The sequence below is a fragment of the Prevotella pallens genome, from assembly GCF_900454935.1.
GTDB classification, from domain to species: domain Bacteria; phylum Bacteroidota; class Bacteroidia; order Bacteroidales; family Bacteroidaceae; genus Prevotella; species Prevotella pallens.
Genome location: NZ_UGTP01000001.1, coordinates 1,815,938 through 1,829,448 on the forward strand (window position 1 = coordinate 1,815,938; position 13,511 = coordinate 1,829,448).

General features: G+C 34.3%; 8 protein-coding genes. 1 reads left to right on the plus strand and 7 read right to left on the minus strand.

The window, feature by feature from the left end:
- The first annotated feature begins 65 nt into the window (after positions 1–65).
- Positions 66–1,763 (plus strand): energy-dependent translational throttle protein EttA, encoded by a 1,698-nt coding sequence (gene ettA / locus DX009_RS07700; RefSeq protein ID WP_006044402.1) that lies wholly within the window; start codon positions 66–68, stop codon positions 1,761–1,763.
- 159 nt (positions 1,764–1,922) lie between these two features.
- Here the strand turns inward: ettA and DX009_RS07705 are convergent, their stop codons facing one another.
- From DX009_RS07705 to DX009_RS07750, 7 genes are all read right to left on the minus strand, one after another.
- Entirely contained in the window at positions 1,923–2,624 is a 702-nt protein-coding gene (locus tag DX009_RS07705; protein ID WP_115083590.1) for a DUF6630 family protein, read from the minus strand.
- Positions 2,625–2,801: 177 nt separating this feature from the next.
- Entirely contained in the window at positions 2,802–3,962 is a 1,161-nt protein-coding gene (locus DX009_RS07710; RefSeq protein WP_006044400.1) for an OmpA family protein, read from the minus strand.
- A gap of 2,506 nt (positions 3,963–6,468) precedes the next feature.
- Positions 6,469–8,295 (minus strand): DNA mismatch repair endonuclease MutL, encoded by a 1,827-nt coding sequence (mutL, locus tag DX009_RS07730; protein WP_115083592.1) that lies wholly within the window; start codon positions 8,293–8,295, stop codon positions 6,469–6,471.
- A gap of 7 nt (positions 8,296–8,302) precedes the next feature.
- Positions 8,303–8,575, minus strand: a complete 273-nt coding sequence (locus DX009_RS07735) for a hypothetical protein (RefSeq protein WP_115083593.1) — start codon at positions 8,573–8,575, stop codon at positions 8,303–8,305.
- Positions 8,576–8,592: 17 nt separating this feature from the next.
- On the minus strand, positions 8,593–10,536 hold the full coding sequence (locus tag DX009_RS07740) for an OstA-like protein (protein WP_115083594.1): 1,944 nt from the start codon (positions 10,534–10,536) through the stop codon (positions 8,593–8,595).
- Positions 10,533–11,966 carry a peptidylprolyl isomerase gene (locus DX009_RS07745; protein WP_115083595.1) on the minus strand — a complete coding sequence of 478 codons (1,434 nt, stop codon included), beginning with the start codon at positions 11,964–11,966 and terminating at the stop codon, positions 10,533–10,535. The genes DX009_RS07740 and DX009_RS07745 overlap by 4 nt, the downstream gene beginning before the upstream one ends.
- Before the next feature lie 16 nt (positions 11,967–11,982).
- Positions 11,983–13,410 carry a foldase protein PrsA gene (locus tag DX009_RS07750; RefSeq protein WP_115083596.1) on the minus strand — a complete coding sequence of 476 codons (1,428 nt, stop codon included), beginning with the start codon at positions 13,408–13,410 and terminating at the stop codon, positions 11,983–11,985.
- Positions 13,411–13,511: the final 101 nt, after the last annotated feature.

Consider the following 13,511-nt stretch of genomic DNA (forward strand, 5'->3'; position numbering starts at 1 on the left):
ATTTATACTATACCATAAATAACACTAACACAACTTAGAACAAATCAACAACAATAAAAAAATACATGGCAACAGTAGACGACAAGAAGATTATCTTCTCAATGGTGGGAGTATCAAAGATTATTCCACAAAATCAAAAACAAATTCTGAAGAACATTTACCTCTCGTTCTTCTATGGTGCCAAAATAGGTATCATCGGCTTAAACGGTGCTGGTAAGTCTACATTAATGAAGATTATTGCAGGCATTGAGCAGCCAACATCGGGCGAAGTTGTATTCAGTCCTGGTTATTCCGTAGGCTATTTACCACAGGATCCACCTCTCAACGAAGAGAAAACCGTAAAAGAAAACGTACAAGAAGGTGTACAACACGTTTACGATGCACTTCGTGAATACGACGAAATAAACGTAAAGTTTGGTTTGGAAGAATACTACAGCGACCCAGACAAAATGGATAAGCTAATGAAACGTCAAGCAGAAGTGCAAGATATTATTGATGCAACGGACGCTTGGAATATGGATTCGAAGCTAGAACGTGCTATGGCTGCGTTGCGTTGTCCTGCAGGCGACCTTCCTGTAACTCATCTTTCTGGTGGAGAACGACGTAGAGTGGCTCTATGTCGCCTATTATTGCAAAAACCTGACGTGTTATTGCTAGACGAACCTACTAACCATTTGGACGCTGAAAGTATAGATTGGTTAGAACAACACCTACAACAATACGAAGGAACTGTTATTGCTGTTACTCACGACCGTTATTTCCTTGACGATGTTAGTGAATGGATTCTTGAACTTGACCGTGGCGAAGGCATTCCATGGAAAGGAAATTACTCTTCATGGCTTGATCAGAAGACAAAACGTATGGAACAGGAAGAAAAAACTGCTTCTAAACGTAGAAAAACGCTTGAACGCGAGTTGGAATGGGTTCGTCTTGCACCAAAAGCACGCCAAGCAAAAGGCAAAGCTCGCCTAAATTCATACGAACAAATGCTTAATCAGGAGCAAAAAGATCGCGAAGAGAAGCTCGAAATATTTATACCAAATGGTCCACGTCTCGGTAATAAGGTTATCGAAGCACAGCACGTACAAAAAGCTTTTGGCGAAAAAGTTCTCTTTAACGACCTAAATTTTATGCTTCCACCTAACGGCATTGTGGGCGTAATTGGTCCGAATGGTGCTGGTAAAACCACTCTTTTCCGCCTTATTATGGGCTTGGAGACTCCAGACAATGGCAATTTCGAGGTAGGTGAAACAGTAAAACTTGCATACGTAGACCAACAACACAAGGATATAGACCCTAACAAATCGGTTTACGATGTTATTGCACAAGGCAACGAAAATATTAGAATGGGCGGACGAGATATTAATGCACGTGCTTACATATCACGTTTTAACTTCTCTGGAACTGATCAAAGCAAACTTTGTGGTGTTCTTTCTGGTGGCGAACGCAACCGTTTGCAGCTGGCTTTGGCATTGAAACAAGAAGGAAATGTGCTCTTGCTCGACGAACCTACCAACGATATTGACGTGAATACACTGCGCGCATTGGAAGAAGGTTTGGAAAACTTTGCAGGTTGTGCTGTTGTTATCAGCCACGACCGTTGGTTCTTAGACCGCATTTGTACGCATATTCTTGCTTTCGAAGGCAATGGCGAAGTGTTCTTCTTCGAGGGAACTTACTCTGAATACGAAATTAACAAGGCACGTCGCCTTGGAAACGAAGAAATTAAGAAAGGGCGTTACCGTAAATTAATGGAAGACTAATAGATTTTCGTATTAGCTGTAAAAAAAATAGGAGACTAACATTATATTGTATATGTTTGCCTCCTATTTTTGTATTCTTGCTTAATTAGAAAATTAATCCTAAATGGGTGGATTAGTCCCGTAACATTTTCATTTAATGCTTATATTGTTATAACCTGATTATATTTTTTCCGACAATGGCACTATTGTCACCCAATATTCATCGCTATTTGTATCAATAAACACTGTTTGAAATCCAATAGATTTCCATTGCTCGTTTAGATAGAAGCATTGTTGTGGAATATCGTTTAATGTAGATAAAGCTGCTTCGTCTATAGGAAGATTATTTTCTTTAAAGCATTTTAGGTTACGTATTCCATACAAAAACGTTTCCAAATCGTCTTTCCAATCAAAATTAACTACAAATTTAGCATTGCCAAGTACATAGAGTGTTACGATGTGCAATAAGGCAATATTGTTATCTCGGTGCAAATCTAACAAATAATCGTTATAATCGTAAGGCTGTTCTGGATTGTTTTCTATTTCTGTTTTGCAAAATCCTTCAGGGTCTTTAATCATATTAAGAACATTTCCCACCATTTCTGCATTATTGTTTGTAACACATTTCACCAGCTCTATAAGTTTATCATTAGTAGTAGGAACTGGAATTTGGGGTATATGTTGTTCTTTATCTGCGTTTTTCTTTGATTTTGAAAACAAACCTATCAATACAGGAATAACAACTAGTAATACCGTAAACAATAAAAAGCCTCCTTTTATGTATGCACCGTTTTTTATCATACTAATGGCAGACAATAGCATTACTATGAAAATTATAACAATAGCAACACTAAAGCAACCGCTAATTAGTTTATCTTTCATATATCCGATTTTTATATTTGTGTTTTATTTGTTTCACTTGTTTACAGAAACAAAGGTAGGTATTAATTATTTTAGCAAAGAAATAAAAGTCTATAATCTTGTTTTTTATCTCTAATAAAAACAAAATAGGTCATATTTTTCAATATGACCTATTTTTTATATTTATGTAGATTCTAATTAGTCTGTAACCTGAACAGTTGCACGACGGTTGAAAGAAATTGGTGTCAATGTATCTACACCACCCTTACCAACTTGTGAAATTTTGCTAGATTCTACACCCATCTTAACAAGTTCGCCTGCTAAAGTCTTAGCACGTTCTTCAGACAACCACTGATTGTGCTTTGCAGAACCTGTTGCACTATCAGCATAACCTGTAACAAGAAGGTTATTATTGTTGTCTACTGCATATTTAGCAAGTGCGCGTACATTTACAAGATCCTTCTGTGAAGCGATATTTGTCTTATCGAGGTTGAAGAATACTGAAATTGGAGTAGAAATAAGTTCTTTTACTGACTGACTTACTGTTTCTACTGGTTTTTGATTTGCAAGTGCATCGCGTAAACGAGCATTTTCAGCCTCAGCATCGCGTAAACGAGCATTTAAAGCATCGAGAGCTGATTGGTGTTGTGCGTTAAGAGCATCAACATCTGGAGTCTTTTCCCAACCAGATTTTCCAAGATTGAATTGTAAACCTAATTCTACATAAAGGTTGTTATCGTGTGAATCCCAACCACGGTTGCCATAATATTGGTCATATCCGTCAAGATCACCTTCGTAACGGTTCCAACCTGCTTCAGCATACAGACGCATAAGCTTACTTAAACGGAAAGATGCCTGAACACCTGCACTAAGTCCTGTTGCATATAAGTTATGACTCATTGTACGACCAACGCCTGCACCTACAAAAGGAATAATATCTACAAGACGATTTTCGCTATAACCTAAGAACATATTGGTAAGATTAAACATTGCCTGACCTTGTGCAATCCAATATTTGTTACCATTGTCTACAGTTGAAGTGTGAACATCTGTATTACCTACACGTTTACCCCAAATACCTTGTGCTTTAATACGAAGACCAAGTCCAGGAGTAAACCATTTTCCAATAGCTACAGCTGCACCTGGGTTTGAACGAAAGTCCTTAAATGGATTTCTTTTTAAATCAGCACCATGTTCCTGACCAGAATACCATGCATTCCAATCTGCACCTACTTGAAGAAACCAATTGCTCCAAAAAGAATTTGTAGCAACGCTATACTTTTTTGTAGGCACTTCGTCTTGTGCAAAACCAGCTACTGATAAGCTAGTAAATGCCAATACCATTAAAATTTTTCTCATAATCTTTATTTATTATACAATCAATTTTATGCTTAATTTTGTAATTAGTAAGTTGTATATCTCGAATTCAAGTGCAAAATTAAATATATTTTTTTAATAAACAACATTAAAACAGAGAAAAATACTGTTTTATGAAATATTTTTAATTTATACGGCATTACAACTTGATATAAAACATATATATATGTTCTGCATTTCGAAAGCAAAAAAATAATAGGAGAGTTTTTTAATAAGAAAAAAATAATTCGTAATTACAAAATATTTTTTTTTAATTATTTTTTTGCTGAATATTAATAAATATTTGGTTGGGGTGTAACAACTAAGGGCTCTGAACACATCACAATATCATTATTATTTATTGTTCCTACACCTAATATATATATTAACAGAAAGGCATTTTTAGTATATATTTTGTTTGTTCCCCTTACACTATATTTAAACATAGTGCTATCCGCCATGATGATTAAGATAATCAAGTATAAACAGCAGAATAACTTCTAAAATGAAAATACTATAGTTAAATATCTTGGCATTTTTCATCTTTCGTTTCATTGCAGGAGTATCTATTTGCTTCTCATACTCGGTAAAGATTTTAAGGTATCTGTCTTTCCGAAAGAATACAAGATACTCAAATATAAGAGAAATAATTGAATAAGACCAAATAAAAGGCTTATTGATAATATTTTGAATCTCAAGTAATTTACAAAGGAAGTGTGCAACCCCCAATATTAATCCAATGAAGAAAGACAAGTTCAAGGAACAGGCATAGAGTAAGCAAATATCCCGATCTTCAGTACTTCGTTTTCTATAAAACCGATACACTACGTAGTGTATCATAAAATAAAAGTCTATCATTTATTCCAAAAATCCATATCAAATTCTTCAAAGCCATATTTTCCTAAGAAATATCTGTGCACAGTATAGTGAAAGATGGCAATAATATAACGTGAATTCAACGAAATCACGTTATATTATATTTAAACATAATGCTACCCGCCATGATGATTAAGATAATCGCCTATAAAAAGCATAATAATGTCTACTATGAAAATACTATAGTTAAATATCTTGGCATTTTTCATCTTTCGTTTCATTGCAGGAGTATCTATTTGTTTCTCATACTCGGTAAAGATTTTAAGGTATCTGTCTTTCCAACAGAATACAAGACTCTTAAATATTAGAGAAATAACTACATAAAAACACAGGAATGGCTTATTGATTATATTTTGAATTTCAAATAATTTACAAAGGAAATGTCCAGCCCCCAACAGTAAAAATTCTGAAAGAATTATGTGCAAGCTAAAAGCATAAAGTAAGCAAGTGTCCCTATCTTGAGTACTTCGCTTTCTATAAAACCGATACACTACGTAGTGTATCATAAAATAAAAGTCTATCATTTGTTCCAAAAATCTATATTTAATTCTTCCATTCCATATTTTCCTAAGAAATATGCACCTGAAACAACCCAACCATAAGGAGGAATCATTGATTCCATACCACTGGCTTCCTGCTAATTGCATAGAGCTTATATCGAACTCACGTTCTTTTAAATGTTTTCAAATACAAAGATAAGAAAAAAGGGGCTTACACACTTTCATAGGACAGTACCACTTGAACTGTATTTTATATCACAAGACATTCAATAATAACATACTTACCACCAAAAACATAAGAGTTATAAGTAAAGCTAAATGTGTATTCTTTTGCCATTTCTTTATTATTTCAGGTGGTAATTGCTTAAATTCTTTGAAGTATAAACGATACTTCTCTTTGTGTATTACAGAAAACCAAACTAATAATTCAAAAAAAATTGTAGAGTAAAAATCATAATCTGACGAATAAGAAATATGAAATATTTTATAAATTAAACTATGAATAATAAGTAATTGCATCACAAGAATTAAAGAAAGCCACATCATAATAATTCCAGAATTCAAACTTGGACTATAATCTGGTAAAAAACGCTTGTATTTTATACAATATACATATATAACATAGTGGAATATGTTCAAATAGTATTCTATTAATTTCATATACGACTTATTGATAGAAAATTTCATTTACTATATCTCCTATACCCTTTCCGATTTTATCACCCAAATATGTTCCTTTATTCTATGCCCAATATTACCAAAATAGTATGCTTTTACATAGCCCTTAGGAAACAAATATTTGTCAATTCGTCCATTTTCTAAAAGAAATGTACTGTTGGGCATATAAGTATCTCCGTCAAATTATAATGCGTACATATTTCATTAGTGCATAATAAAAAACTTTTTTGCATATAACGATTGTTTGTTAAATTGATTTTAATGTTACAAAGGTATAATATTAAAAAAATATAACCAACAAAGAAAATAAAAAAAATGGTTTTAATGGGTGTTTTTAGAGAATAGAAAAGAATATTTTTTTGCTTTTATGGGTTTATTATTCTATAAAAGTAAGAAAAAGCGGAGTATATGCATAGTGGAAAGTAACCACTATGTTACGCAAAATATGTGTCGGTTTATTGAAACATTTTTTCGATATCAGCTTGTTTTAAAATTGTTAGAATGGGTTTTCCATTCGGTGTATAATTAACATTGGTGCATACAAACAACTGGTTTACAATATTCTCCATTTCTTCGTTGCTTAATACCTGTCCGTGTGGAATAGCTGCATTTTGTGCAAGGCTTAATGCTAATTTTTTATCAATATCTTGTTTCACAGAACTTTCTCCTTCTATAGTAGAAGTAACCATTTCGTTCACAAGCATAGGCACATTTAGTCCTTCTATTCCTGTAGGAATACCATTTACAGCATAGCTTCCGCTACCCATATTGCTAAGTTCGAAACCCATAGTTTCCATTTCGAGAAGTATATTTTGCAACATAACTTCGTTGTTAGATGGCAGGTTTACAATTTCTGGGAACAGCAATTTTTGTGTGTGCGCAGTATGTTCGTCTAACTGTTTCAGATATTGTTCGTACAAAATACGCACATGTGCACGATATTGGTCTATTATCATTAGTCCCGATTTTACAGTAGTTATAATGTAACACCCTTTATATTGATAATGTATAGGCGACCGTTCGTCTTCGATATGTGTATTATCAAATTCGTCTGGTTTAAATAAAGTTTGTTCATCGGTAGAACTTAATGCAGATGGCATTTCTTCAGATCCTACATTTAGTTCTTTGTAAAGTTCTTCCCACTGAGTTGTAGAAGAATTGTTTTTCTTAGTTTCTTTAAAAGGATTGTAAGTGGGATTGAAACCTACAGATGGAGCATTAATGTTTGCAGAAGGATTAAAGACAGGAATGTCTGGTTTTCCTTCGGTATCGAAATCTATAGATGGAATATCGTTGAATTTTCCTACAGCTTCTTTTACAGACGCCATTAGAATTTGCCAAATAGCTTGTTCGTTTTCAAACTTAATTTCTGTTTTCGTAGGGTGAATGTTCACATCTATATTTTCGGCAGGTACTTCGAAATAAAGAAAATAAGGAACTTGTTCGCCAAATGGTATCAGTCGTTCGTAGGCATTTACTACAGCTTTATTAAAATAGGGGTGTTTCATGTAGCGATTGTTCACAAAGAAATATTGCAAAGCACCACGTTTCTTTGCCGATTCTGGTTTACCCACAAAGCCATAAATACGACACAATGTAGTTTCGACATCTATAGGAAGTAGGTTTTGATTAATGCGCTTACCAAAAACATCTACTATGCGTTGGCGCAAATTGCAAGCTTTGAGCGAAAAAACTTCAACTCCATTAGAATGTAAAGTGAAAGAAATATTAGGATAAACAAGAACAATACGTTCGAATGCCGAAATAATATTATTTAGTTCTGTGGTATTCGATTTCAGAAACTTTCGCCGTGCAGGAACATTATAAAAGAGATTTTCTATCTTAAAATTGCTTCCTACCGGACAAGTACAAACTTCTTGATTTTCAAATTTGCTTCCAGAAATAATTAGTGAAGTTCCTATCTCATCTTTTTCTTGACGTGTCTTTAATTCTACACGAGCAACAGCAGCAATAGATGCTAAAGCTTCGCCACGAAAGCCCATTGTTGATAATGCAAATAAATCGTCGGCTTTTCTTATTTTAGAAGTGGCATGGCGTTCAAAAGAAAGACGAGCATCTGTTTCAGACATTCCCTTTCCATCATCTATAACTTGTATTAAAGTGCGCCCAGCATCTATAATTACAACATTTATAGTTTTTGCTTCTGCATCAACAGCATTCTCTATTAACTCTTTTACTACCGAAGCTGGACGTTGTATTACTTCTCCTGCAGCAATTTGATTTGCAACACTGTCTGGTAAAAGCTGTATAATATCACTCATTCTCTTTTTATTTAAGATAGATAATCAGTAGAACTGCTAAGATTATAACAAAAATGATAGTCCCAAAGAACGATAGCTGCAAACTATTTATCTTTCTATTTGCATTTCGGTTACTACGAAAATCAAAACAATATTCTTTTTCGTTTGCATTTACTTCTATTTCGCTTCCCGTTGTCTTCTTTAATTTCTCTTCCAATTTTTTTAGACGTTCTTTTCTTTCATCAAAATAGATATATTCATGATGGAATCGTCGTGGTTTTGGTAAATTAAAGAATATCATAAGTTAGAAATCTACAATTAGTTGCTAAACTTTTGACGTGGAGGAGCAGCTACTTCGGAAGGACGAATATCAGAATCGTCTTTTCGTGCCACTTTCCTGAATATATCGAATTTATCTTTCGGTCGTACCGTTTCGTACCAATGAAAATTAGGGAGAAATACTTTGTCGGGAGGTATTTGCGTAATAGGATATAAGGTAGAAGTAAATTTGTTTGTCCAAATTTTTTCTAACTGTTGTTGTGGCGACATATAAATACGCATTGTGTCGGTTTCCAAATAATTTAAGCCTATAATAGAACTATCCTTCTCTTCTATAGGATAATAAACGGTAAGAACATTGCTGATAGCTTGTGCAGTTCGCATTTTACCATCTAAGAACTGTGCATGCATTGTTTTAGAGGCTACCTGATTATAATGTTCTTTATCTTTAAGTTGTTCTATTGATAATGCGTTTCCAAAAATATGTGCTTCACGAATGGTGGAATCGTTCATAAAAACTTTGATAGAATCGCCGAGAAGTTGCCTATTGTCGCTCCAAACAATAGGTTCTTGGTACATAACCAAGCAAGAATCTTTAGTGTTAGCAATGAATAAACCACACACAGCTTGAACATCTGTACGATAAGCACGTACATTATCAATACCAAAAATTTTACGATAAACTTGTGGCGTGTTAAAATTAAAAGCCTTCATCGTAATAGTATCGGCATGTACAAACAAAGTGTCGTTACCTTTTGAAAAATCTTTGGCAACTGGACCTGGTTTTCCACCGTATGCAATGGCAGCTGTATCGGTATAATGAATATAATCGCCCTTAAAAGCGTGTTTACTTTTATAGTCAATATAATCTACATTACCTTTACCTTCTCCAACATGAGTCTTACTATTATATAAAAGATTATCGCCAGTTATGGTACGCTGCTTAAGTTCATCAACAATTTTAACATTGCCATGTCCCTCGCTATGTCCAGTATTTGCATTATAAATAACCTCTTCGCCAGTAATTGTACGTTTTTCTTTATGGTCTATAATTTTAACTTTTCCATGTCCTTCTGTATGTCCACTCTTACTATTATAAACAATGTCTTCGCCCATCATGGTACGTTTGTTTACTTTATCGTTTATCTTTACGTTACCATGACCAGTTGCATCGCCAGTAATACTATTATAAGTTATTTCGTTTCCTTCTATATCGCGTTGTGGAGACTTAATAGTAGAGAAGCCATTCAGTTGCATATTATCGGTTTTACTATTATATGTTCCATCTTCCGTATGAACAATTTCGCCTCGTTTAGTTCTAATTACCGATTTTCCAACAACATTCATTATTCCCGTTTCGGTATTTCCGTGTGCAGTTGGCGTATTAATATTGTATTTTGGTGTACGAATTACAACATTACCATAGAAATTAGCATCGTGTGTTTCTGTATTGTAATCGCCTTGATCGGCTGCAATTACATTTCCACCATAAATTAATATTCCACGTCCACCAAAATAATTTGCAACATTCGATGCCATATTGTAATCTAAACTATCGCATTTTAAAGATTTGAAAGGTTGGCGCACAACAACTTTTCCACGTGCTCTTAATGTTTGCTGAAAACCATCGTAAAAAGCTCGCTGACAAGTTAAGTGTGTTCCATCTTTGCGTTTAAAGTTTACATGTCCAAATGCTTGAAATGTATTTTGTTGGTCGTTAATATAAGCACTATCGCAAAGCAAAGTCATATCTTTATGCCTAAATTTTACATTGCCCTTTACAACTTGAACATTTGGCATTTCCATTTGGTTATAGCGTAAAATGTCGGCATGGTCAATATAAACCTTCGATTTTTGCTTTTGCTTCTCTTTTTGAGCAAAAACAGAAAGCGATGAGCTTAATCCAAATAGGCATAGAATCAAATAAATGAAGATTCTATGCCCGTAGAAATATTTTGTTTGTCTGTTTTTATCTATAATCATCTAACCCAACCTTCATATTCGAAATCGCAATCTCGATATTCAGGAGCCATCTTTACGTATGTTTCTTTTATCTTTTTCTCTATCCAATTACGGATAACTTCTTGACGTTTCTTTGCTACAACAATATCTTTCATAGGCTGTAAGTCTTCAGTAATTGTTGCACGATGTTCGTCAATTCTACTTTTCAGTTTAATAATGGCACACACTTCTTGCTCTCTCGAATTTTTCATTGTAAAAGGAGCTGATATCTCGCCAACTTTCATTGTGTCTACAATATGTGCTACTTCAGAAGGCAATTCTTTCATTGCAAAGTGCGATGTACGTGTTGCTCCTCGAACATTCATCATAAGTCCATGATTATTCTTTGTATCTTTATCGTCAGATAAATATGATGTAGCATCATCGAAAGTAAATTTCCCTGCCTTAATATCATTAGAAATAGAATCTAAACGATGCATTGCCGCATTTATTGCAGCATCCGAAACCTTTGGTTTTAACAATATATGACGACAGTTTATTTTATCACCACGTCGGTCTATTAATTGTATAATATGGTATCCAAATTCGCTTTCTACTATTTTAGAAATCTTTTTAGGGTCTGTCAAATTAAAAGCAGCTGCAGCAAATGTAGGATCTAACATTCCACGTCCCATATATCCTAATTCTCCTCCTCTACGTGCAGATTCTGTATCTTCAGAATACAGACGTGCAAGGGTCTCGAAAGAAGTTTCTCCTTTCGTAACTCGGTCTGTATAATTACGAAGTTGGTCTTTAATTCTTTCTATTTCTTCTGGGTCAATCTTAGGAGTTTGGGTCAATATTTGCACCTCTACATTTGTTGGTATCAATGGGATACTATCTGTTGGTAATTTTTTAAAGTATTCACGAACTTCAGCTGGAGAAACTTTAACATCGCCAACTAGTTTCTCTTGCATTCGTTCTATCAACAAACGATTTTTGAAATCATCGTGTAAGTCTTGTCGTATTTGCGCTATACTTTTGTGTTGATATTCCTCTAACTTCTCTTTTGAACCTATTTGAGGAAAAGAAATCCATGCATTAATTTGTTGTTCTACACTCTGCATCACCTCTGCTTCTGTAACAGAAATACTATCTAATGCTGCTTGATGCAAAAAAAGTTTTTGTACAGCAAGCTGTTCTAATATTTCACAATTAGGATTTTTCTTCCATTTCTTACCATCTGCTTCGCTTTGCAATCGCATAATTTCTAAATCAGATTTAAGAATTGGTTCATCGCCTACAACCCATAATACCTCATCGACAACACTTTCGGGGTTCTCTTTATCTACATTTGCCGAATCGTTTCCTAAAAGAGGTTTGGAAATAGAAAGCATTTTTGCTGGAACACCCATCATTGTGAGGACTGTTCCAACAAAAATAAATATAACACAATATTTCTTTAAATTCATAAGCTACTATTCTATATTAATGCTTATTAACTGTGGCTAAAACTTCAGGGTTTACTACGACAGAATATTTCTGACGAAGACTTTTTACCCACTCTTTTTCGAGTTCTTCTTGATAATCTGAAATTACAAGACTACGAACATCGTCTAAATCTTCTGGCGCTTTTAGTTTTTTACCATAAACTGCATCAATAGGATAATCTTTCATTGGTTTTACTTCTACTTTTTCTTTAAAAATATCTCTATCCACTAATGCATTGTCGCCTTTCTTAAATATTCCTTTTTCGACACGAATACGAATAGTACTATCGTTATTGAACGTTGTTCGTAGTTTTTCACCCCATGCTTTGAATGGAATTTTAGCTACACAGTCTTTCACTGCTTTTACATCGGCAGGATTTTGCACATGATAGGCTATACCTTTAAAGCGAGGTTCTTTCCACGCATAGTTTTTTCTATGCTTATTAAAGAATGTTTGCAAGCCTGCTTCGTCAGATGCTGCTTTATCCCATACTGTACGTGTGCTCATTTCTATAAGCAATAGACCATCGTGATATTCTTTTACAAGGTTTTTAAGATTTTCATCTTTCGCTTCCATTTCAGCAAGCTTCTTTTCTATTAGCTGTTCTGGTGTAACTCCATTTCCAGCTTCTGCAGCCATTCTACCAAGTTTTTGGTCGATAATTTGCTCACGCAAGTTGCGTGCTTCTATAAACTGACGAATATCAGCCTTTAAAGAGTCGTAGGGTTGAAATTCTTCTTTCTTAATATATTTAATGATGTGATAACCAAATGGAGACAACACTGGGTGGCTAATTTCTCCTGGCTTCATAGAGAAAAGTGCATTTTCGAAAGCTTGTACAGTCTGACCTTTTGTTATTAAAGGTAACTCTCCACCACGTACTGCCGAACTATGATCGTCAGAATATTTCTTTGCCAATTCTGCAAAGTTACCACCTTTTTTCAATACATTATATATAGAGTCGGCTCTGTTAGCGATGGCAGTTTGCTCAGCATCCGTTGCTTTCTGTTTAAGCGATAGCAAGATATGAGCACAGCGAATCAATCCACCATTTTTTTCAATTCTATCTCTTGTTTCTTTATAGATTTTCTGAGCTTCAGCCTCTACGTCAGCATCGGTAATCATTGTAGGACGTACCTGCTGATCGCGGTAAGTCATAAATTCTTGTTTAAAGGAACTAAGTGTATCCAGTTTCGCATCTAATGCAGCCTGTACCTTTAATTTATAGTTTATAAAAAGATCTACATAATCGCGTATAGATTTCTTATCAATCACGCCATCTGTATTATTCTTATTATACGAATATTCAAATTCCGAACGATGAATGGGATTACCATCTATCGTCATAATTACAGGATCGTCTTGTTGTGCAAAAGCCATTAAACTGCTGAGCAGTATAGTAGCTAAAGAAACTATTATTCTCATTTTAAACAATACTCGTTCTTTTGTTTTTTATATTATAGCCTATCTTCTTTCAGATTGTATGTAAAGCAATAAGCTTCTTTTATTGTAAACGAATCCGATTG